The sequence below is a fragment of the Xanthomonas sp. BRIP62418 genome (assembly GCF_003993495.1).
Classification (GTDB): Bacteria; Pseudomonadota; Gammaproteobacteria; order Xanthomonadales; family Xanthomonadaceae; genus Xanthomonas; species Xanthomonas euroxanthea.
In genome coordinates this window covers 86,057-108,439 of the sequence record NZ_QEZG01000027.1, presented here as the reverse complement: position 1 = coordinate 108,439, position 22,383 = coordinate 86,057, and the positions used below count along the sequence as shown (strand labels likewise).

Annotated in this window: 21 protein-coding genes; 13 read left to right on the top strand and 8 right to left on the bottom strand. The window is 64.3% G+C overall.

The genetic code is table 11. The annotated features are described in order from the left end of the window. A complete protein-coding gene (locus tag EO174_RS04780) occupies positions 1-1,260 on the bottom strand; it encodes a threonine/serine exporter family protein (protein ID WP_126942646.1) in 1,260 nt (419 codons plus the stop codon). 49 nt (positions 1,261-1,309) lie between these two features. On the opposite strand from EO174_RS04780, the gene EO174_RS04775 reads away from it, so the two are divergent. From EO174_RS04775 to EO174_RS04760, 4 genes are all read left to right on the top strand, one after another. Next, the gene (locus EO174_RS04775; RefSeq protein ID WP_180496775.1) at positions 1,310-2,539 is read left to right on the top strand and encodes an ABC transporter permease; all 1,230 of its coding nucleotides are present in this window, start codon (positions 1,310-1,312) and stop codon (positions 2,537-2,539) included. A gap of 85 nt (positions 2,540-2,624) precedes the next feature. Further along, positions 2,625-3,467, top strand: coding sequence for an ABC transporter ATP-binding protein (locus EO174_RS04770; RefSeq protein WP_104583301.1), 843 nt, complete (start codon positions 2,625-2,627; stop codon positions 3,465-3,467). Positions 3,468-3,469: 2 nt separating this feature from the next. Then, positions 3,470-4,396 (top strand): MlaD family protein, encoded by a 927-nt coding sequence (locus tag EO174_RS04765; protein WP_011035876.1) that lies wholly within the window; start codon positions 3,470-3,472, stop codon positions 4,394-4,396. Next, a complete protein-coding gene (locus EO174_RS04760) occupies positions 4,393-5,055 on the top strand; it encodes an ABC-type transport auxiliary lipoprotein family protein (protein ID WP_126942643.1) in 663 nt (220 codons plus the stop codon). Before EO174_RS04765 ends, EO174_RS04760 begins: the two co-directional genes overlap by 4 nt. Here EO174_RS04760 and EO174_RS04755 read toward each other — a convergent pair. Then, positions 5,052-5,651, bottom strand: coding sequence for an alpha-ketoglutarate-dependent dioxygenase AlkB (locus tag EO174_RS04755; RefSeq protein WP_126942640.1), 600 nt, complete (start codon positions 5,649-5,651; stop codon positions 5,052-5,054). The two genes, EO174_RS04760 and EO174_RS04755, sit on opposite strands and share 4 nt — an antisense overlap. Before the next feature lie 127 nt (positions 5,652-5,778). Here EO174_RS04755 and EO174_RS04750 point away from each other — a divergent pair, with 127 nt between their 5' ends. Continuing rightward, a complete protein-coding gene (locus EO174_RS04750) occupies positions 5,779-7,428 on the top strand; it encodes an electron transfer flavoprotein-ubiquinone oxidoreductase (protein ID WP_126942637.1) in 1,650 nt (549 codons plus the stop codon). 109 nt (positions 7,429-7,537) lie between these two features. Further along, positions 7,538-10,273: a rhamnan synthesis F family protein gene (locus tag EO174_RS04745; protein WP_126942733.1), complete on the top strand. Its 2,736-nt coding sequence runs from the start codon at positions 7,538-7,540 to the stop codon at positions 10,271-10,273. A gap of 23 nt (positions 10,274-10,296) precedes the next feature. On the opposite strand, the gene EO174_RS04740 is transcribed toward EO174_RS04745, so the two are convergent. Both EO174_RS04740 and EO174_RS04735 read right to left on the bottom strand, forming a co-directional pair. Next, positions 10,297-10,935, bottom strand: coding sequence for a CoA transferase subunit B (locus EO174_RS04740; protein ID WP_126942634.1), 639 nt, complete (start codon positions 10,933-10,935; stop codon positions 10,297-10,299). Continuing rightward, a complete protein-coding gene (locus EO174_RS04735) occupies positions 10,935-11,666 on the bottom strand; it encodes a CoA transferase subunit A (RefSeq protein WP_126942631.1) in 732 nt (243 codons plus the stop codon). The genes EO174_RS04740 and EO174_RS04735 overlap by 1 nt, the downstream gene beginning before the upstream one ends. A 135-nt stretch (positions 11,667-11,801) precedes the next feature. Here EO174_RS04735 and EO174_RS04730 point away from each other — a divergent pair, with 135 nt between their 5' ends. Continuing rightward, positions 11,802-13,148 carry a phosphomannomutase gene (locus EO174_RS04730; RefSeq protein ID WP_104583295.1) on the top strand — a complete coding sequence of 449 codons (1,347 nt, stop codon included), beginning with the start codon at positions 11,802-11,804 and terminating at the stop codon, positions 13,146-13,148. Positions 13,149-13,193: 45 nt separating this feature from the next. After that, a complete protein-coding gene (locus EO174_RS04725; RefSeq protein WP_104535074.1) occupies positions 13,194-14,597 on the top strand; it encodes a mannose-1-phosphate guanylyltransferase/mannose-6-phosphate isomerase in 1,404 nt (467 codons plus the stop codon). Positions 14,598-14,712: 115 nt separating this feature from the next. Here EO174_RS04725 and rfbD read toward each other — a convergent pair whose 3' ends face one another. The 4 genes from rfbD to rfbB form a co-directional block, all read right to left on the bottom strand. Next, positions 14,713-15,621 carry a dTDP-4-dehydrorhamnose reductase gene (gene rfbD / locus EO174_RS04720; protein ID WP_126942628.1) on the bottom strand — a complete coding sequence of 303 codons (909 nt, stop codon included), beginning with the start codon at positions 15,619-15,621 and terminating at the stop codon, positions 14,713-14,715. Then, positions 15,618-16,175, bottom strand: coding sequence for a dTDP-4-dehydrorhamnose 3,5-epimerase (gene rfbC / locus EO174_RS04715; protein WP_104583293.1), 558 nt, complete (start codon positions 16,173-16,175; stop codon positions 15,618-15,620). Before rfbC ends, rfbD begins: the two co-directional genes overlap by 4 nt. Further along, a complete protein-coding gene (rfbA, locus tag EO174_RS04710) occupies positions 16,172-17,059 on the bottom strand; it encodes a glucose-1-phosphate thymidylyltransferase RfbA (RefSeq protein WP_104583292.1) in 888 nt (295 codons plus the stop codon). The genes rfbC and rfbA overlap by 4 nt, the downstream gene beginning before the upstream one ends. A 61-nt stretch (positions 17,060-17,120) precedes the next feature. Continuing rightward, positions 17,121-18,176: a dTDP-glucose 4,6-dehydratase gene (rfbB, locus tag EO174_RS04705; RefSeq protein ID WP_104583291.1), complete on the bottom strand. Its 1,056-nt coding sequence runs from the start codon at positions 18,174-18,176 to the stop codon at positions 17,121-17,123. Positions 18,177-18,406: 230 nt separating this feature from the next. On the opposite strand from rfbB, the gene EO174_RS04700 reads away from it, so the two are divergent. The 5 genes from EO174_RS04700 to EO174_RS04680 all read left to right on the top strand — a co-directional run bounded on the left by EO174_RS04700 (position 18,407) and on the right by EO174_RS04680 (position 22,359). Beyond that, positions 18,407-19,153 (top strand): electron transfer flavoprotein subunit beta/FixA family protein, encoded by a 747-nt coding sequence (locus EO174_RS04700; protein WP_126942625.1) that lies wholly within the window; start codon positions 18,407-18,409, stop codon positions 19,151-19,153. After that, positions 19,153-20,097, top strand: a complete 945-nt coding sequence (locus EO174_RS04695) for an electron transfer flavoprotein subunit alpha/FixB family protein (RefSeq protein ID WP_126942622.1) — start codon at positions 19,153-19,155, stop codon at positions 20,095-20,097. Before EO174_RS04700 ends, EO174_RS04695 begins: the two co-directional genes overlap by 1 nt. 210 nt (positions 20,098-20,307) lie before the next feature. Further along, positions 20,308-21,006 carry an NAD-dependent epimerase/dehydratase family protein gene (locus EO174_RS04690; protein WP_104561987.1) on the top strand — a complete coding sequence of 233 codons (699 nt, stop codon included), beginning with the start codon at positions 20,308-20,310 and terminating at the stop codon, positions 21,004-21,006. Then, a complete protein-coding gene (locus tag EO174_RS04685; protein WP_102580563.1) occupies positions 20,996-21,946 on the top strand; it encodes a glycosyltransferase family 2 protein in 951 nt (316 codons plus the stop codon). The genes EO174_RS04690 and EO174_RS04685 overlap by 11 nt, the downstream gene beginning before the upstream one ends. Beyond that, positions 21,943-22,359, top strand: a complete 417-nt coding sequence (locus EO174_RS04680) for a GtrA family protein (RefSeq protein ID WP_164739832.1) — start codon at positions 21,943-21,945, stop codon at positions 22,357-22,359. The genes EO174_RS04685 and EO174_RS04680 overlap by 4 nt, the downstream gene beginning before the upstream one ends. Positions 22,360-22,383 lie beyond the last annotated feature (24 nt).

The window sequence follows — 22,383 nt, the reverse complement described above, 5'->3', positions numbered from 1 at the left end:
TCATAAATTCTTGCGGGCCGGAATCAACAGATTGCCGAACAGCAATCCGGCCATCAAGGCCATCACGATATTGGTCACCGCCAATAGTGCGGCCTGCCCGACACTGACATCCTGTTGCTGTACTAAGGTCAGAAAGCCACGCAAGCTGACACTGCCCGGAACCAGCATGATGATGCCGGGCAAACGGATCAATGCGCCGGGTTTTTGCACCACCCGCCCGAACAGATTACCGGCGGCGGTCAATGCCATCGCCGATGCAAAGACACCGGCCGGACCACCCCAGGCGTGCCCGGCATAACGCGCAATGACATACCCGGACATGGCCGCTGCCATGATCCATAAATAATCGCGCCGATTGGCCTTGAACAACACCGCAAATGCATAAGCGGCCACCAGCAGCGAGGCCCATTCCACCCAGCTGGCCTGCGGGCGCAATGCGGCCACCTGCGGATGCAGGCCGACCACCTGGGTCAGCGTCACCGCGATCACCGCACCGACGGTGAGCTTGAGCACCGTGGTCACCGCACCGGCCAGCCGCGCCGTGCCCGAGACCCAGTGCTGGCTGGCCAGCTCGTTGAAGGCATTGGTCAACGACATGCCGGGCAGCAGCACCACCAGCGAGGCGATGATCACCGTATTGAGGTTCAACGGCCCGAGCAGCGACGCCACCACCGCGGCCACGACCCCGGCCAACAGCCCGGCCAGCGCCTCGCCGGCCTCCTTGGTCGCCGGCCGCTTGTCGGTGTACTGGGTCAGCAGGCCGATCGACATGCCGATCGCGCCGGCGGTGGCGATGTCCAGCCAGGGCAGTTTCCACAGCCCTGCCACGCCGGCGGCGGCCAGCCCGAATGCCAGCACCTGCAGGGTCTTGCCGCGCCGATCGACCTCGCGGTCCAGCCGCCGCAGCGCGGTGTGGCCCTGCGCGATGCTCATGCGCCCGTTGGCCACGCTGTCGGCCACGTAATCGGCCACGCTGAGCTTGTACAGGTCATTCTCGCCCGGGGCCAGCCGGATCACCCGGGTGATGTCGCTGGAGCCGATGGCCTTGGTCGGATCGCTGAAGCTCAAGATGATCCCGGTGGGATTGGACCAGGGCTCGCAGTCCAGGCCCAGCTTCTGCGACAGTCCGACCACGGCGGCCTCCAGGCGCTGCGCGGTGGTGCCGTAGGAATGCAGGCGTCCGGCGATTTCCGAAACAAAGGCGACGCGCTGGGCATAGGTGGCGCTGGCGGACGGTTGGACGACGGTGGCAGCGGACATGCGTGGCGGGTCGGATCGGAGAAACGCCGTCTGGCGAGGCCGCCAGTGTATGCCGCAGCGCCCCTGGCCGGCGTGCCGATCGTCTGTGCCGGGACCGCAAGTGCGAAGCGTCCCCATCATTCGCTCACGCCGGGCGCGGTATGCTGGCGCCACGGACAGGCCACCCATGATCAAACCGCAACCTCCCCGCATCGACCAAGACTCGCAGGATCAGACCCAGCTCCGCCTCGCCGGCAGTTGGGTGCTGGCAACCGCCCTGTCCCAGGCAGAACAGCTGCAGGCCGTGCCCGACGGGGTGCGCCGCATCGACGCGCGCGGCATCGGCCAACTGGATTCGGCCGGCGTGCTGCAGTTGCTGCGCTTCGCCGGCCGCATGGGCCTGAAGGAAGATGCGATCGATTTCCGCGATGAGCACCAGGCCCTGGTGTGCACCATCGAGGAACTCAACGACGAACGCCCCAAGCCCAAACGCGACTACGGCTTTGTCGCCGCGCTGGACCGTCTGGGCCGCACCACCCATGGCGTCGGCCAGGGCATCCTGGAACTGAACAGTTTTCTGGGCGAGAACCTGGTCAAGATCGGGCGGCTGATCCACGAGCCGCGCCGCTTCCGCCTGACCGCCACCGTGCACCACATGGAGCAGGTCGGCCTGGATGCGGTGCCGCTGGTGGTGCTGCTGTCGTACCTGGTTGGCGCGGTGATCGCGTTCCTGGGCTCGACCATCCTGCGCGACTTCGGTGCGGAAATTTATGTGGTGGAACTGGTGTCCATCGCCTTCCTGCGCGAGTTCGCGGTGCTGCTGACCGCCATCGTGCTGGCCGGGCGCACTGCCAGCGCCTTCACCGCGCAGATCGGTGCGATGAAATCACGCGAGGAAGTGGACGCGATCCGCACCCTGGGCCTGGACCCGATCGACCTGCTGGTGATCCCACGCCTGCTCGCGCTGATCTTCACCCTGCCGCTGCTGACCTTCATCGCGATGATCGCCGGCCTGGCCGGCGGCGTCACCGTGGGCGCGTTCGACCTGGACATTCCGCCGCAGATGTACCTGGCGCGCATGCACGACACCATCCAGTTGCGGCATTTCCTGGTCGGGCTGTCCAAGGCGCCGCTGTTTGCGCTGGTGATCGGCCTGATCGGCTGCCTGGAAGGCCTGAAGGTCAGCGGCACCGCGCAATCGGTGGGCGAGCGCACCACCTCCTCGGTGGTGCAGACGATTTCCTTGGTCATCATCCTCGACGCGGTCGCCGCGCTGTGGTTCATGAAGATGGGGTGGTGATGGAGCCGGGATTGGACATTCGGGATTCGGGATTCGTGCAAGGCAGAAGCGCAGCTGGCGCCCTGACACTCGGGAGAGCTGTGCTGTGACCAATCCCGAATCCCCACTCCCCAATCCCGGCACAGAGGCCGAGGCCGACGACGACCAGCTGGCAATTTCCGTGCGCGGGCTGACCAACCGTTTCGGCAGCCAGGTCGTGCACGAGGACCTGGATCTGGACGTGCGGCGCGGCGAGATCCTGGGCGTGGTCGGTGGCTCGGGCACCGGCAAGTCGGTGCTGATGCGCAGCATCCTGGGCCTTCGCGAGCCGGATGCCGGCAGCATCCAGGTATTGGGAGCGGATGCGCGCTCGGGCCGCTTCGCCGACCGCCAGCACATCACCCGCAATACCGGCGTGCTGTTCCAGGACGGCGCGCTGTTCTCGTCGATGACCGTCGGCGAAAACGTGCAGGTGCCGCTGAAGGAGCATCACGGCGAGTTTCCGGAGCGCTGGTATTTCGAGCTGGCGCTGCTGAAGATCAAGCTGGCCGGCCTGCCGGCCGATGCGCTGGACAAACTGCCCTCGCAGCTGTCCGGCGGCATGCGCAAGCGCGCCGGCCTGGCGCGGGCGCTGGCGCTGGATCCGCCGCTGCTGTTCCTGGACGAGCCCACTGCCGGGCTGGACCCGATCGGCGCGGCCGCCTTCGACCGCCTGATCCGCACCTTGCAGCAGGCATTGGGCCTGACCGTGTTCCTGATTACCCATGACCTGGATACGCTGTACGCCATCTGCGACCGCATCGCGGTGCTGGCCGATCACAAGGTGATTGCCAACGCGCCGCTGGCCGAGATCGAACAGGTCGACCACCCCTGGATCCAGGAATACTTCCACGGTCCGCGCGCCCGCGCCGCGCGCGCGGCCAAGACCGACTCCACCGAGACCGCCTGAGCATGGAAACCAAAGCCAATTACGTCCTGATCGGCGCCTTCACCATCGTGGCAGGCCTGGCCCTGCTGCTGTTCGGGCTATGGGCCGCAAAGTATTCCTCCGACCGCACCTGGCAGCAGTACCGGGTGGTGTTCCGCGAGGCGGTGACCGGCCTGTCGGTCGGCAGCCCGGTGCAGTACAACGGCATCGCGGTCGGCTCGATCACCGAGCTGACGCTGGCGCCGAACGACCCGCGCCAGGTGGTCGCGCACGTGCGGGTGAACTCCACCACGCCGATCAAGAGCGATACGCGTGCCAAGCTGGCCATCACCAGCCTGACCGGCCCGTCGATCATCCAGCTCTCCGGCGGCACGCCCGAGGCACCATCGCTGACCACCATCGACAAGAGCGACGCGCCGATCATCCAGACCACGCCGTCGGCGCTGCAGAACATCACCGACACCGCCAACCGCATCGTCGAGCGCATGGACCAGATGCTCTCGGACAAGAACGTGGCCAGCATCACTGCCACCTTGCAGAACCTGGAAAAGATCAGCGGCGGCATCGCCGATCGCGACGAAGGCATGCAGGCGCTGATCGTCAGCGCGCGCGATGCCGCACGCAATCTGGACACCACCCTGACCACCACCAACGGCACCATCAAGCGGCTGGACCAGAACCTGGTGCAGCAGCTGCCGGGCATCCTGGAGAAGCTCGATGCCACCCTGGTCAAGCTGGATTCGGCTGCCGGCAACGCCGACAACATCCTTGGCGAGAACCGCGCGGCCATCAACAGCTTTGCCAATGACGGGCTGGGCCAGCTCGGGCCCACGCTGACCGAATTGCGCGGCCTGATCCGCGACCTGCGCCGGGTCAGCGACAAACTGGACAACAACCCTGCGCGCTACCTGCTTGGCCGCGACGCACCCAAGGAGTTCGAACCGAAATGACTGCCATGCGCCTGTTGCGTCCCGTGTTGTGCGTCTCCCTGCTGGCGCTGGGCGGCTGCTCGCTGCTGACCGGCGGCGACCAGAAGCCGGCCACCATCTACGCGCCGACCGTGCGGGTGACACCCAATCCGTCCTGGCCGCAGGTGACCTGGCAACTGGCGGTGGCCAAGCCGAGCGCGGCGCGCATCATCGACAGCCCGCGCATCAACGTGCGCCCAACCCCGAGCGAATTGCAGGTCTACCACGGCGCAGGCTGGGCGCAGCCGGCCACCGATATGCTGGAAGACAGCGTGGTGCGCGCATTCGAGGACTCCGGCAAGATCGCCGCGGTCGCCCGCATCGGCACCGGCATCCGCTCCGACTACAAGCTGGCGATCGACCTGCGCCGCTTCGAGTCCGATTACGCCGGCCAGGCGCTGCCCTCGGCCACCATCGAACTCAATGCCAAGCTGCTGCACGCCGCCGACCAGCGCGTGGCGGCTTCGCGCACCTTCCTGGTGGCACGCCCGTCCAGCGGCACCGACACGGCGGCAGTGGCAGCGGCATTCGAACAGGCGATGACGCAGGTCACCACCGAACTGGTCGGCTGGACCCTGCTCAATGGCCAGCAGGATAGCCAGCGCTTGCCGCGTCCGCTGTCACCGCGACAGCCGGACTAGCGCTTGGGGCCACGCGGGGCAATCTGGCGAAACGTCAGATTGATGCGCTCGCCGACCGGTTTTGCGGTGCGCGGCAACGCATGCTTGTAGTGGCGCTGGGTATCGCCTCCCATCAGCAGCAAATCGCCGTGCCCCAGTTCCAGCGCCTGCTTCAACGCCGCGTCGTCGCGATGCCTGAAGGCAAAGCGCCGCGTCGCGCCCAGGCTCACCGAAGCGATCAACGGCTGCGCGCCCAACTCCGGCTCGTCGTCGCTGTGCCAGCCCATCGCATCGTTGCCGCTGCGGTAACGGTTGGCCAGCACGCTGTTGAATGGCGCCCCGGTCTCGGCCTGCAGGCGCGCGCGTAGAGGCTGCAATACCTCCAGCCACGGCTGCGGCGCGAACTGCGTGCCCGAGTAGCGGTAACTTGCCTCAGCATCGCCGATCCAACTGCTCAGACGCGGCGAATCCACCGTCCGCCCGAACATGCGGATGCGATGCACCTCCCACTGCACCTGCGTCAGCAGCACCTGCAGCAGCGCATCGGCCTGCGCGCGCGGCAACCAGCCGCGGCACCAGGCGATCTCCGCATGCGGCAAGGCAACCCGAATCTTCATGTTTCAAACGCTAGCACGCTCCGGCTGCGTGGAGGCTGGGCGGTACGGATGAATCGATCCGATTTGCCGCCGTCACATCGAATCCCGGAAAATGCGCGGTAGCCATCGAGCCAACGGGAGCGGAGCAATGTCGGAAGCAGGAGTCGGCGCAAGTGCGCCAGAGACGGTCGAGCGCGACGTGATGGAGTACGACGTCGTCACCGTCGGCGCCGGCCCGGCCGGGCTGGCTTTTGCGATCCGGCTCAAGCAGCTGGATCCGGCCATCAGCGTCTGCGTGATCGAAAAATCCAGCACCATCGGTGCGCATATCCTGTCCGGCGCGGTGATCGAGCCGGGCCCGCTGGATGCCTTGCTGCCGGGCTGGCGCGACAACCCGCCGCCGATCTGCGTGGCCGCCACCGACGACGAGTTCTGGTTCCTCGGCAAGGACAGCGCGCGCAAGTTCCCGGTGGTGCCGCCGGGCATGCGCAACCACGGCAACTTCATCGTCAGCCTGGGCGCAATGTGCGCCTGGCTGGCGCCGCAGGCCGAAGCATTGGGCGTGGAGATTTACCCGGGCTTTGCCGCTGCCGAAACGCTGCACGACGACAACGACCAGGTCATCGGCGTACGTATCGGCGACATGGGCGTGGCCAAGGATGGGTCGCACAAGCCCGGTTACACCGCCGGCATCGACATCCGTGCCAAGGTCACCGTGCTGGCCGAAGGCGCACGCGGGCACCTCACCAAGCGCCTGCTCAAGCGCTTCGACCTCACCGCCGACGCCGACCCGCAGGGCTATTCGATCGGCATCAAGGAACTGTGGCAGGTACCGGAGGGGCGCGTCAGTCCCGGCAAGATCGTGCATACGCTGGGCTGGCCGGCAGACAACCGCACCTACGGCGGCAGCTTCCTGTATCACCTGGACAACAACCAGATCGCGCTTGGTTATGTGAGCGGGCTGGACTACAGCGACCCGCAATACCAGCCATGGGAAGCCTTCCAGCAATGGAAAAACCACGCGCTGATCAAGCCGTTGCTGGAAGGCGGCAGCATCCTCTCGGCCGGCGCGCGCGCCATCGTCACCGGCGGCTGGCAGTCGCTGCCGAAGGTGGAAATGCCGGGCGCCCTGTTGATCGGCGACACTGCCGGCCTGCTCAACGTGCCCAAGATCAAGGGCACCCACCAGGCGATCCGCAGCGGCATGCTGGCGGCCGAGCATCTGGTGCAATCGCAGCTGGCGCCGCAAGGCTTCGACGCCAAGTTGCGCGCCTCCGATGCGATGGCCGAGCTCAAGCAGGTGCGCAACATCAAGCCGGGCTTCAAGAAGGGCCTGTGGTTCGGCCTGCTCAACGCCGCCTGGGAAACTGCGCTCAAGGGCGCCTCACCATGGACACTGAAGAACAAGCCCGACTGGTCGGCATTGCACAAGATCGGCGAGTACGAGCAACCCACGCGCCACTACGGCACGCGCGAGCTCGCTCCGCGCGACCGGCTGCAGGCGGTGTACTTCGCCGCCACCGAGCACGACGAAGACCAGCCCGTGCATCTGAAGGTACTCGATACCGACGTGTGCGCCACCCGCTGCGTACAGGAATACGACAATCCCTGCACCCGCTTCTGCCCGGCCAACGTCTACGAAATGGTCGCAGACGCCGGCAGCCCGTACGGCAAGCGCCTGCAGATCAACGCCGCCAACTGCGTGCACTGCAAGACCTGCGACATCAAGGACCCGTACGAGATCATCACCTGGGTCACGCCGGAGGGTGGTTCGGGCCCGAACTACCAGAATCTGTGAGCAACGGTCGGCATACCGCGTGAGCGGCAGTCTCTCCAAGCTCCTGGCCGCGGCACGTCGCTCGGTAGAGCTCCATGGCGGCGGTTTCGCCGGCGTAGCCACGGTCGCAATACGGGCCTTCAAGGTCATCCGCGCCCTGGGCATACGCGGCCTGCTGGGGCGGCTGCAACTGGCCGGGCGTACGCAGCCGGCGGTCCATCACCTGTCTGACCAGGAACCTTTCGTCGCGCCTGCGCCGCTGTCGCAGCTGCGGCTCAAGACTGGCGTGATGCTGCACGTCTTCTATCCCGACCTGATCGACGAATTCGCACAGTCACTCCAGCACATGCCGGTGGGCTACGACCTGCTGGTATCGGTGATGGATGAAGCCGCCGCCGTCCAAGTGCGAGACCGTTTTTCAAGGTTGCCGCGGGTGGACAAGCTCGATATCCGCATCGTGCCCAACCGTGGCCGTGACATCGCGCCGCTATTGGTGACATTTCGCGAACAGGTCCTGGCATTGGATGTCGTTGGCCATCTGCACACGAAAAAGTCGCTGTATACAGGCAGCGAGCAAGGCCAATGGCGCCGTTACCTGGTGTCATCCCTGATGGGGAGCCCGGAGCGCATCGCCTGGCACCTGGGAATGTTTCAGGCCGAGCCGCGGCTTGGCATGCTCTATCCCGAGAGTTACGAGCGGGTGCTGCTGTGGGCGCATACCTGGCTCAGCAATTTCAGCGTGTGTCGCGCGCTTGCCCAGCGACTTGGATTCGACATCAGTCCCTCGGAGTACATCGATTTTCCTGCCGGATCGATGTTCTGGGCGAAGGTGGATGCATTGCGGCCGTTGTACGCGCTGGATCTGGAACTCAAGGATTTTCCGGAAGAACACGGTCAGATCGATGGCACCCTGCACCACGCAGTGGAGCGCATCTTCGTCGCTGTTGTGCGCCATCAGCAGTATCGGATTGGCATATTGCCGCAAGATGGCACGCTGGCACTCAGCGGCGAAGGTGGACGCAACTGGCAGGCGGCGTTCGAAACACCGATCGCCACGCGGTTGACCCTGTCCTCTCTTCAAGCTCGGCTGGTGTCGCTGGATATCTTCGATACCTTGGTAGTGAGGCCGTTCCTGTTTCCGGCGGGTGCGCGCGCCTATCTTGCCCATCTGGTCGCGGACCGATTCGGGGTCGGAAATTTTCTCGAACTCCGCGAGCTTGCCGAGGCAAAGGCACGCCATCAACGTGGCGCCGATGTCGATCTATCAAGCATCTACACCACGCTGTCTGGCCTGCCCGGTGCGGGAGGACTTCCCATCGGTGCCTTGCAGGCACTGGAAGTGGCGCTGGAAGCCAGATTGCTGCAACCACGGCGAGGCGTGATCGCAGCGGCGGCGCACCTGCAACAACGTGGCATCCGCCTGGTTGCGCTTTCGGACATGTATCTGGATAGCACGTTGCTGCAGCAGGTCCTGCCGGCCGACGTCAGCGCGTTGCCAGCTGCCTGGTATGTGTCGTGCGAGACGGGCTGGCGCAAGGATGCTGACAGCGCCTGGAAGGAACTGCCAGGCATCGAAAACATCGAGACATCGCACTGGCTGCATGTCGGCGACAACGAACATGCAGATGTCCAGCGTCCACAGATGCACAAGCTGTTGACGCCGGTGCACGTGCTTCGCCCATCCGCGCTGTTTGAGGTGGTCCCCGCATTGCGCCCGCTCAGACTGCCGTCCGGTGACGCAACGCGGTGGCAGGACCAGTTGTGGCTTGGCCTATTGGCCAACCGGTTCGCCGATCTTGCCGACCGGCACCCGGAAACCTTGATGCCGCTGCCGATTCTTTCACCGGCATCTCTCGGCTACGTGGTCATCGGCCCGCTGATCTTCGATTATCTCGCCTGGCTGATCCGCATGGCGAAGCAAGCCAATATCGAAACAATCCTGTTTTTGAGCCGAGAAGGCCACCTGCTGGAGCAGGGTTTTCAGCTAGTAAGGCAAACCTCGCCTTCGCTGCAGCAGCTTCAGGGCAAGTATCTGCTGGCATCTCGGCGGGGAACCGGAACACCCTCGCTGCATGCGCCGAATGATCTTGCAGTGCTGCTGGACAGCACCTACACCGGCACGTTGAGCGGCCTGATACAGGCGCGCCTGGGAGATGCTGCCGCAGCTGTTCTGGAACGTCGCCTGGGGCGCCCGGTCATGCAACGCGATGTCTACCTGCCGGAGATGCATGCCGAGCTGCTGCAACTCATTGCCCCAGCGATCAATGACCTGCTGGCGCTTGCCGAAACTGAAAGGACGGCCTACCTGCGTTACTGGACGGCGACCGCAGGCGACGGTGCCGCCATGGTGGCCGACATAGGGTACTCCGGCACCATCCAGGCCAACCTCACGCGATTGACCGGGCAGCCACTGGGTGGCGCGTATTTTGCACTGAACGGGCGCGCCACGAAGATCGCTGCCCAGAGTTGGGCCGCCGCCCGCTATTTTGATGGCCGTACCGAAGGTGGTCCGGAGCAGTCGACGATCCTGCGCCATGACCTGCTTCTGGAGACACTTCTCACCGCTCCTTCGCCGCAGTTTTCCTATTTTGCAGACGCCACCAACGTTCCGACTGCGGTCTACGCCAGTGCGGAGCTGTCGCCAGCGCAATGGGCGACGATCGCGCAGGTGCATGAAGGTGCATTGGCGTTCATTGCAGACGTTTGCAAGGTTGCGCAGGACGAAAGCCATCTGCTGGACTTCGATCGAGCCGCGGTCCAGATCCCGCTGCAGTGCGTCGGCTCCGGACGCTGGCAGGCGCCGTGGCTGGCGGATCTGCAACTCGACGACCGTTTCACCGGACGCGGATCGGTTCGAGCCGGATGACCTGACGGCCATCCGGCCTGGCCTCACGGTTGAGGCGTCAGAAGTGCCACGCCGGTCTTCTGGCGCAACTCCTCCAGTTCTACCCCATCGGCCGCCTCCACCAGCACCAGCCCGCCATCGGTAACATCCAATACCGCCAGGTCGGTGATGATGCGATCGACCACGCCGACGCCGGTCAATGGCAGATCGCATTCGGGCAGGATCTTGTGGCTGCCGTCCTTGGCGACGTGTTCCATCAGCACCACCACGCGCTTGACGCCGGCCACCAGGTCCATTGCGCCACCCATGCCCTTGACCATCTTGCCGGGCACCATCCAGTTGGCCAGGTCGCCGCGGTCGGTGACCTGCATCGCACCGAGAATCGCCAGATCGATGTGCCCGCCGCGGATCATCGCAAATGAGTCGTGGCTGCCGAAATAACTGGCACCGGCACGCGCGGTCACCGTCTGCTTGCCGGCATTGATCAGGTCCGCATCCACCTCGTCCTCGGTGGGAAACGGGCCGATGCCGAGCAGGCCGTTTTCCGATTGCAGCCAGACGTCCATGCCATCGGGAATGTGATTGGCCACCAGCGTCGGCAGGCCGATGCCCAGGTTGACGTAGGCGCCATCAGTCAATTCGCGCGCCGCACGTGCGGCCATCTGGTCCCTGGTCCAGGCCATCAGTGCTGTCCTTCGCGCACGGTGCGCTGTTCGATGCGTTTTTCCGGCGTGGCGTTGAGCACCAGCCGGTCGACATAGATGCCGGGCAGATGCACCTGGTCCGGATCGATCGCGCCCACCTCGACGATCTCCTCGACCTCGGCAACGCAGACGCGACCGGCCATGGCACAGGCCGGGTTGAAGTTGCGCGCGGTCTTGCGGAACACCAGATTGCCGGCCGTGTCCGCACGCCAGGCCTTGACCAGCGCGACATCGGCCTGCAGCGCGGTTTCCATCACGTACTGTTTGCCGTCGAATTCGCGGGTTTCCTTGCCCTGGGCGACGATGGTGCCGTAGCCGGTTGTGGTGTAGAACGCGGGGATTCCCGCACCGCCCGCCCGCAGACGCTCGGCCAGCGTGCCTTGCGGGTTGAACTCCAGCTCGAGTTCGCCGGCCAGATACTGCCGCTCGAATTCCTTGTTTTCGCCCACGTAGGACGAAATCATCTTGCGGATCTGCCGGGTGGCCAATAATTGGCCCAGCCCGAATCCATCGACGCCGGCGTTGTTGGAAATCACGGTCAGCCCGCCGACCCCGCTCTCGCGCACCGCTGCAATCAGCGCCTCCGGAATTCCGCACAGGCCAAAGCCGCCGACCGCCAGGGTCTGGCCATCGGCCAGCACCCCATCCAGCGCCGCCCCGGCATCGGCATAGCGTTTGCCGCTTGCCGCACCACGCCCACCATTGCTCATCACCGCCCTCGCCTCGCTGATGTGAAGCGGCCATTCTAGCCGCTGACTGTTCCCTGTCCCCGATCGCAATTCCGCCACACCCAAGACACGGCGCAGCCGCTAAACTCGGGATTTCCCCCACCCCAGGAATTGCCCATGACGCTACCCGCCTTCAAGGCCTACGACATTCGCGGCCGCGTGCCGGATGAACTCAACGAGGACTTGGCGCGCCGCATCGGCGTGGCATTGGCGGCGCAGCTGGAGCAAGGGCCGGTGGTCCTGGGCCACGACGTGCGCCTGGCCAGCCCCGGCCTGCAGGAAGCGCTCTCGGCCGGCCTGCGCGCCAGCGGCCGCGAAGTGATCGACATCGGCCTGTGCGGCACCGAGGAGGTCTATTTCCAGACCGATCACCTCAAGGCGGCTGGCGGCGTGATGGTCACGGCCAGCCATAACCCGATGGACTACAACGGCATGAAGCTGGTGCGCGAGCAGGCGCGGCCGATCAGTTCCGACACCGGCCTGTTCGCGATTCGCGACACCGTCGCTGCCGACACCGCCGCCCCCGGCGAGCCCACCGCAAGCGAGCACAGCCGCACCGACAAGACGGCCTACCTGGAGCATCTGCTCAGCTACGTGGACCGCAGCACGCTCAAGCCGCTCAAGTTGGTGGTCAACGCCGGCAACGGCGGCGCCGGCCTGATCGTCGACCTGCTTGCACCGCAGCTGCCGTTCGAGTTCGTCCGCGTCTTCCACGAACCCGATGGCAACTTCCCCAATGGCATTCCCAACCCATTGTTGCCGGAAAACCGCGACGCCACGGCCAGGGCGGTCAAGGAACACGGCGCCGATTTCGGTATTGCCTGGGATGGCGACTTCGATCGCTGCTTCTTCTTCGATCACACCGGCCGCTTCATCGAAGGCTATTACCTGGTCGGCCTGCTGGCGCAGGCGATCCTGGCCAAGCAGCCCGGCGGCAAGGTCGTGCACGACCCGCGCCTGACCTGGAACACCGTCGAGATGGTCGAGGACGCCGGCGGTATTCCGGTGTTGTGCAAGAGCGGCCATGCCTTCATCAAGGAAAAGATGCGCAGCGAAAATGCCGTCTATGGCGGCGAGATGAGCGCGCACCATTATTTCCGTGAGTTCGCCTATGCCGACTCCGGCATGATTCCGTGGCTGTTGATCGCCGAGCTGGTGTCGCAGTCGGGTCGTTCGCTGGCGGATCTGGTCGAAGCGCGCATGCAGAAATTCCCCTGCAGCGGCGAGATCAACTTCAAGGTGGACGATGCCAAGGCGGCGGTTGCCCGCGTGATGGAGCACTACGGCGACCAGTCGCCGGAACTGGACTACACCGACGGCATCAGTGCCGATTTCGGCCAATGGCGCTTCAACCTGCGCAGCTCCAATACCGAGCCGCTGCTGCGTCTGAACGTGGAAACGCGCGGCGACGCCGCACTGCTGGAAACGCGTACGCAGGAAATTTCCAACCTGCTGCGCGGCTGATTTAACATCGTCCCCCACTTTGACGCATTGGAGTTTCCCCCGCTCATGAGCGATGTCCTTCCGATTATTCTGTCCGGCGGTTCCGGCACGCGCCTTTGGCCGTTGTCGCGCGAATCCTATCCCAAGCAGTTCCTGCCGCTGGTCGGCGAGCACAGCATGCTGCAGGCCACCTGGTTGCGTTCTGCTCCGGTGGCGGCACACGCCCCCATCGTGGTGGCCAACGAAGAGCATCGCTTCATGGCCGCCGAGCAGTTGCAGCAGCTGGGCGTGAAGCCGTCGGCCATCCTGCTCGAGCCCAAGGGACGCAATACTGCCCCGGCAATTGCCGTCGCTGCGCTGGAAGCCACCCGTAACGGTGGTGATCCGCTGCTGCTGGTGCTTCCTTCGGACCATGTCATTCGTGACGAGGCTGCTTTCCAGGCGGCAGTCACCGTCGCAGCCGCCGCCGCAGAGCAGGGCAAGCTGGTCACCTTCGGCATCAAGCCGACCGCGCCTGAAACCGGTTATGGCTACATCAAGGCCGGTGCCGGCACCGGCGCCACTGCGGTCGAGCGCTTCGTCGAAAAGCCCGACCTGGCCACCGCGCAGGGGTATCTGGCCAGCGGCGAGTATTACTGGAACAGCGGCATGTTCCTGTTCCGTGCCTCGCGCTACCTGGAAGAACTGCGCAAGTTCCAGCCGGCCATTGCCGATGCCTGCCAGAAGGCGTGGGAAGGCGGCAAGCGCGATGCCGACTTCACCCGTCTGGACAAGGACGCGTTCGCCTCCAGCCCATCGGATTCGATCGACTATGCGGTGATGGAAAAGACTGCCGATGCAGTGGTGGTGCCGCTGGATGCCGGCTGGAACGATGTCGGTTCGTGGTCGTCGCTGCTGGACGTCTCCGAACAGGACGGCCAGGGCAATGCACACCACGGCGATGTCATCCAGCTGGACTGCAAGAACACCTATGCGTATGGCTCGCGCCTGATCGCCATGGTCGGCCTGGAAGACGTGGTTGTGGTGGAAACGCCAGACGCCGTTCTGGTCGGTCACCGCGACCGCATCCAGGAAGTGAAGGATGTGGTCGGCCGGATCAAGGCCGACGGTCGCTCCGAGGCGACCTGGCATCGCAAGGTCTATCGTCCGTGGGGTGCTTACGATTCGATCGACATGGGTCACCGTCACCAGGTCAAGCGCATCACCGTCAAGCCCGGTGCCGTGCTCAGCCTGCAGATGCATCACCACCGCGCCGAACACTGGATCGTCGTCAGCGGCACCGCAGAAGTCACGCGTGGCGAAGAGGTGCTGTTGCTCACCGAGAACCAGAGTACCTATATTCCGCTTGGCGTGACCCATCGCCTGCGCAATCCGGGCAAATTGCCGCTGGAACTGATCGAAGTGCAGTCCGGCAGCTATCTGGGCGAAGACGACATCGTGCGTTTCGAAGATACCTACGGGCGTACCTGATCGGTCGCTTTCGGGATTCTGCAGTACATAAGCAAACAGCCGGGGATTCCCGGCTGTTTGCGTTTGCGGCTTGAATGCGTCGGCGGAAATATCGCCACCGGCCAGAGTCGCGTATCTAGTGCCTGGCAGCGGCGATTTCGGCAATCACGCGCTGCAGGCCGACTTGCCAGTCCGGCAACACGATGTCGAAATCGCGCTGCAGTTTGTCGATCGACAGCCGCGAATATGCCGGCCGCTGTGCGGGCGTCGGGTAGTCGGCGGTCGTGATGGGCACCACACGCGGCGCGCGCGACAACAGGCCTGCGCTGACCGCCTCCTGGAAGATCGCCTCGGCAAAGCCATGCCAGCTGGTCTGCCCCGTAGCCGTGAGGTGCCATGTCCCCGAGGTGTCTGGTCTGCGTTGGCGCAGCAACTGCGCAGTGACATCGGCGATCAGGGCCGCGGGCGTCGGTGTTCCGACCTGGTCGGCCACTACCCGCAGCTCATCGCGCTCGGCACCCACACGCAACATGGTGCGCAGGAAATTCGCGCCATGCGAGGCATACACCCATGCGGTGCGCAGGATCAGATGCTGCGCGCCGGAAGCACGGATGGCCTGCTCACCCGCAAGCTTGGTCTCGCCATACACGCCCAGCGGCGAGGTCGGCGCGTCTTCGGGATACGGTGCGGTACCCCGACCGTCGAAGACGTAGTCGGTCGAGTAGTGCACCAGCGGTACGTCACGGGATGCGCACCAGGCGGCGATGACGCCAGGCGAGGTTGCATTGACACGCAATGCGCTGGCGCGATCCTGCTCGGCGCGATCCACCGCGGTATAGGCGGCGGCATTGACCACATGCGACGGGGAAACCCGGTCCAGCAAGGCAGTTAGCGTTTGCGGTGCGTCGAAGTCCGCCGTCTCGCAGGCGCTGCCGTCAGGCAGCTGACCACTGCGTGTCGTTGCCTGCACCGAGCCATCGGCGGCCAATGCGCGCAACAGTTCCGCACCCACCTGCCCGTTCGCACCAAACACCAACGTGGTCACGGCATATACACCGGCAGTCGGTCGGCTGGCACCTCATCCAGGAACGGCGCCTTGGCGTCCTTGGCCGACAGCAATGGATCGCTGATCGGCCAATCGATACCGATCGCCGCATCGTTCCAACGCACGCCTGCATCCGCTTCCTTGACGTACACGTCGGTGCACAGATAACTGAACAACGCTTTCTCTGAAAGCACTGCAAAGCCATGTGCAAAGCCTTCAGGTATCCAGACCTGGCGTCGGTTTTCTGCGCTCAGTAAAACGGCGGTCCAACGCCCGAAGTGGGGAGAACCGGCGCGGATATCCACCGCAACGTCGTAGACCTCACCTTCAAGCACGCTCACCAGCTTGCCCTGTGGCCGAGGCCACTGGTAATGCAGACCGCGCAGCACGCCCCTGGTGGACGTGGAGACGTTACTTTGCACAAAACTCGTCGGCAGCCCATGCTGCCCGAAGCGCTCTGCATTCCATGTTTCGAAGAACTGACCGCGCTCATCGCCGAAGACCGCAGGCTCGATGACGACGCAGCCGGGCAATGTCGTTTCGATCACGTTCAATGGACGACCCCACGCTTGGCTAATGCAGTCAGATACTTGCCGTAGTCATTCTTCAACAACGGCGCCGCCAGGCGCTCCAGCTGCTCGGCATCGATCCAGCCCTGGCCAAATGCGATTTCCTCCGGGCAGCACACCTGCAGACCCTGGCGCATCTGGATGGTCTCGATGAAATTGGCCGCTTCGTGCAATGACTGGTGCGTCCCGGTATCCAGCCATGCATACCCGCGCCCCAGTGGCTCCAGGTGCAGGTTGCCGGCTTCGAGATAGCAGCGATTGAGATCGGTGATCTCCAGCTCGCCGCGCGGCGAGGGCTTCAAGGCAGCCGCGTAGTCGCTGGCCTGGCCGTCGTAGAAATACAAGCCGGTGACCGCGTAGTTGGAACGGGGCTTTGCCGGCTTTTCGGCAATGTCGATGACCTTGCCTTGCTGATCGAATTCGGCAACGCCGTAGCGTTCGGGATCGTTGACCCAGTAACCGAAGACGGTGGCACCCTGCTCGCGCGCATCGGCGCGGCGCAAGGTGTCGGTCAGACCATGCCCATGGAAGATATTGTCGCCCAGCACCAGGCAGCTCGGCTTGCCGTCGATGAACTCGCGACCGATCAGATAGGCCTGCGCCAGGCCGTCAGGGCTGGGCTGCACGGCATACTGGAGATTGACGCCCCACTGGGAACCGTCGCCCAGCAGCGACTGGAACAGCGCCTGCTCGTGTGGGGTGTTGATGATCAGGATGTCGCGGATGCCCGCGAGCATCAGCACGCTCAGCGGGTAGTAGATCATCGGCTTGTCGTACACCGGCAACAGCTGCTTGCTGACGCCCTTAGTGATCGGGTACAGGCGCGTGCCGGAGCCGCCCGCCAGAATGATGCCTTTACGTTGTGTCATCAGGGTGTCCTGTTGAGGCCCGCACACGCAGACATGCGCGGGCGCTTGCTAGGGGGTCGCGTCAGGCCGCGGCGCCGATCCGTTCCAGCCGGTAGCTGCCATCCAGCACGCCCTGGACCCAGGCCTGGTTGGTCAGGTACCACGCCACCGTCTGCGCGATGCCCTGCTCGAAGGTATACGCCGGCTCCCAGCCCAGCTCGTTCTTCAGCTTGGAGGCATCGATCGCGTAGCGACGATCGTGTCCGGGGCGATCGGTGACATGGGTGATCTGGCTTGCGCGTGGCTTGCCGTCCGCACGCGGGCGATGCTGATCCAGCAGCGCACAGATCGCCTGCACGACCTCGATGTTCTGGCGCTCGGAGTTGCCGCCCACGTTGTAGGTCTCGCCGACCTTGCCCTTGGCCAGCACGGTGCGGATCGCCTCGCAGTGGTCGCTGACGAACAACCAGTCGCGCACCTGCTTGCCATCGCCATACACCGGCAACGGCTCGCCGGCCAGCGCCTTGGCGATCACCAGCGGAATGAGCTTTTCCGGGAAATGGTAGGGGCCGTAGTTGTTCGAGCAGTTGGTGGTCAGCACCGGCAGCCCGTAGGTGTGGTGGAACGCGCGCACCAGGTGATCGGAGGCCGCCTTGGATGCCGAATACGGGGAATTGGGTGCATACGGCGTGGTTTCGGTGAACTTGCCGGTCTCGCCCAGCGTGCCATAGACCTCGTCGGTGGACACATGCAGGAACCGAAAGGCCTCGCGGCGCGCGTCCGGCAGCGCTTTCCAGTAATCGCGCACGGCCTCGAGCAAGGCCAGGGTGCCGACCACGTTGGTCTGGATGAACGCGCCGGGGCCTTCGATCGAGCGATCCACATGGCTTTCGGCAGCGAAGTTCAGCACCGCATCCGGTTGATGTTCCTGCAGCAGCCGGGTCACCAGCGCGCCGTCACCGATGTCGCCCTTGACGAAGACATGGTCGGCATTGCCCTCCAGCGACGCCAGCGTGTTCAGGTTCCCCGCATAGGTGAGCGCGTCGAGATTGATCACGCGGACCCCGCGCGCGACTGCCTCAAGAACAAAATTTCCGCCGATAAAGCCGGCCCCGCCGGTTACTAGCCAAGTCGCCACTGTCTACCCCTCCTGGTCGCGCGCGCGCGGCGCCGCATTTTCAAACCACACAGGATATACGGTCCGGGCAATACCGGGCCTAAGCATTGCCCGAACAACTGCGCGGAACTGTTGCGCCGCAACATCCATACGCCATCGCATGGTACTGCTTGCCCGGTTAGAATGGCCCCACTCCCGAGCCTGCCGCCGCGGCCGGGCCTTCCCGCAACAGCTGAAGGATCTCGTACACGATGAAAATCCTCGTCGCCTACAAGCGCGTGGTGGACTACAACGTCCGCATTCAGGTCAAGCCCGATGGCTCCGGTGTGGTCACCGACGGCGTCAAGCTCTCGCCGAACCCGTTCGACGAAATCGCCCTGGAAGAGGCGCTGCGCCTGCGCGACGCCGGCATCGCCACCGAGGTGGTGGTCGCCACCCTGGCGCCGGCCGATGCGGCCGCGCATCTGCGCAACGGGCTTGCCATGGGCGCCAACCGCGCCATCCACGTGGTCACCGACGCGGCGATCCAGCCGCTGACCGCCGCGCGCACCCTGCTCAAGCTGGTCGAAAAGGAACAGCCGGACCTGGTCATCCTGGGCAAGCAGGCGATCGACGACGACGCCAACCAGACCGGTCAGATGCTCGCCACGTTGTGGGGGCGCCCACAGGCGACCTTCGCCGGCAAGCTGGTGGTCGCCGATGGCAAGGCCACGGTGACCCGCGAGGTGGACGCAGGCCTGGAAACGCTGGAAGTGGACCTGCCGGCGGTGATCACCACCGATCTGCGCCTGAACGAGCCGCGCTTCATCAAGCTGCCGGACATCATGAAAGCCAAGAGCAAGCCGCTGGAAACGCTGGCATTTGCCGATCTTGGCATCGCTGCGCACGACAGCCTCAGCACCACCCACTATGCGCCGCCGTCCAAGCGTAGCCGCGGGGTGATGGTCAAGGATGCCGCCGAACTGGTGGCCGCACTCAAGCAGAAGGGGTTGCTGTAATGGCCAAGGTTCTCATCGTTGCCGAACATCTCAACGGCCAGCTCAACGCGGCCACCGCCAAGACCCTGAGCGCCGCGCTGGCCGTGTCGGCCGAGGCCATCGACGTCGTCGTGCTGGCGGCCGACCCAGCCGCGGTTGCGACCCAGGCCGCGCAGCTGGCGGGTGTTGCCCGCGTACTGACGGTGGCAAACGCCGCCAACGAACATGCCATCGCGCAGGTCCTGGGGCCGCAGATTGCCCAGCTCGCCGGCCAGGGCTACACCCATGTGTTCGGCCCCTCGACCACCTTCGGCAAGGACCTGATGCCGGTGGTGGCCGCGCTGCTGGGCGTCAACCAGGTCTCGGACCTGATGACGGTCGAAGATGCCTACACCTTCAAGCGCCCGATCTACGCCGGCAATGCGATCATCACGGTGAAGGCACCGGCCGACCAGGTCGTGGTCGCAACCGTGCGCAGCGCCTCCTGGCCGGAGGCGGCAGCCGGTGGCAGCGCAACGATCGAGTCCGTCGCTGTGGATGCCGCGCTGCCGACCCACACCCGCTTCTTGGGGCTGGCCGCAGGCAGCTCCGACCGCCCCGACCTGCAGAGCGCCAAGCGCGTGGTCTCCGGCGGCCGCGGCGTCGGCTCGGCCGAGAACTTCCAGCACATCTACAGCCTGGCCGACAAGCTCGGCGCCGCCGTGGGCGCCTCGCGTGCCGCCGTGGACGCCGGCTACGTGCCCAACGAACTGCAGGTCGGCCAGACCGGCAAGATCATCGCCCCCGAGCTGTACGTGGCGATCGGCATCAGCGGGGCGATCCAGCATCTGACCGGCATCAAGGACGCCGGCACGATCGTGGCGATCAACAAGGACCCGGAGTCGCCGATCTTCGAGATTGCCGATATCGGGTTGGTGGGGGATTTGTTCACGCTGTTGCCGGAGCTGGAACAGGCCTTGGGCTAACGGCTACTCTCAAGATTACGATGGCCGCCACGGCTGACGGTATACTGCGCCGTCAGCGTGGCGGCGCCACTCTTCGCCGCTTGCATGCCTGATGGGGACACGCCGCGGCCGAAGCAAGTGTTGGCCCGGGACGATCGTATGGCGTCGGCGGCCTTGTAGTTGTCCAGCGCTGCATAAGGACAACGTCGATAAATGGGAATTGGTAATTAAGTGATCATCGGTAATGGCCTGCTGGCCAGATCCTTCGCAGCAGATAGGCTCGCTGAGCTCAACGCCACGGTATTCGCCTCCGGGGTGTCCAATTCATCCGAGACCGATCCGGCGGCATTTGAAAGGGAAGCCCGTCTGCTGGTCAAGGCTCTGGACGAGGCGCGGGGCCGGTTCGTGTACTTCAGCACGTGCAGCGTGACAGACCCCGACCGCGCGGAAACCCATTACGTCCGCCACAAGCTGAGAATGGAACGGCTGATTGCGGAACGCGACGAGTATCTGATCCTGCGCCTGCCTCAAGTCGTGGGACGCACTGACAATCCACACACCCTGTCCAATTACCTTGCCAGTGGTATTCGCAATGCGGAGCCGCTACGCATCTGGGTCAAGGCAGTGCGCTGCCTGATCGACGTAGAAGATGTTGCCCGAGTGACCCTTCATCTGGTGGAGCGCCGCCTCGAAACCAATGCCGTGCTGGATCTGGCTCCGCCAGAAAATGTCACCCTGCTCGAGCTGGTCTCGATGCTGGAGGCCACGCTGGGCAAGAAGGCAAGCATCGACTTTGTGGACCGTGGCGGCGGTGCCATGCCTGATCCGGCGCCATTTGTTCGTTATGCAACCGCCATCGGCATTGATTCCTCTCCCGGATACATCGCCAGGCTGATTCGCAAATACTACGGAACGAGCGATGCAACCTGATATTTCCGTCGTCATCCCGGTCTATGGCAGCGCGACCATCCTGCCCACGCTTGTCGAGAAACTCGAGGAGTCGCTGACTGCGCTCACCGACAAGTTCGAAGTCGTACTGGTGTACGACTGCAGCCCGGATAACTCCTGGCAGGTCATAACAGGGCTGTGCACCTCCCGGCCCTGGTTGAAGGGAGTCCGCCTGCGCAAGAACGCGGGGCAGCACAATGCATTGATGGCTGGATTCGGTGTGGCACGCGGCCGCTACATCGTCACCATGGATGACGATCTGCAGCACTCGCCGTCCGACATCGGGCGCGTCGTGGCGGAGCTGCGAAGTGGAGCCGATGTTTGCTACGTGCAGTTCAAAAGCCGGCGGCACGCTCTCTGGAAGCGCCTCGGCAGCCAGTTCAATGACCGCATGGCGTCGTGGCTGCTCGCCAAACCTCGCGGGCTGTATCTTTCGCCATTCCGCGGCTTGATCAGCGAAGTTCGTGACGAGATATTGCGCTACGGCGGCCCGTTCGTCTATGTCGATGGCCTTATCGTTCAGAGCACCAGCAATATCACCACCATTGAAGCGGAGCACCACGCCCGAAGCGACGGCAAGTCTGGATACAGCCTGCGCAAGTCGATCTCACTGTGGATGCAGATGGCGACAAGCTTCTCGATCACACCATTACGGGTAGCGTCGCTGACAGGAATCGTCTCATCCGGCCTCGGCTTTCTGTGCGCCATCGTGCTGATCCTGCAGAAGCTGCTTTGGCCGCACACCGTCATCGGCTGGACGTCATTGATCGTTGCGGTATTGATCATGGGCGGCATCCAGCTACTCGCGCTGGGCGTGGTGGGCGAGTACGTAGGGCGCGTGCTGCTCAACGTCAGCAATCGTCCCCAATACATAAAGGGCCAACAGCTCAACGTAGGCCAAGAGCAAGAGACCGTGAAGTGATATCACAGCGCCATCGCGCCCTGGCCGCACGCTTTCTGCGCTTTTGCATCGTTGGTGGCGCCAGTACCGTCGCCTTCAGTGTGCTTACCTGGGTGGCTGTATCAAAGCTTGGCATGCAGCCAACCATGGCCACGGCGCTCTGCTACCTGGTGTTGGTGCCAATCAATTTCGTCGCGCACCGCAGCTTCACGTTCGTGTCCTCTGGTCATCTGAGTTCGGAAGGCTTGCGCTTCATTTTGCTGCACAGCTTCAACCTCGCCTTGTCCATCATCGGGATGGGCGTGGCTGTGAACAGTCTGCACTTGCATTACGCGTGGGGCATTGCGTTCTCGGCCGTCGTCGTGCCTGTCGTGGTGTTTCTCGTGATGAATTTCTGGGTGTTCAACCGGGACCGACGTCGCGATCACGTCTAAATCCAACCTACGCCGCAACTGCAA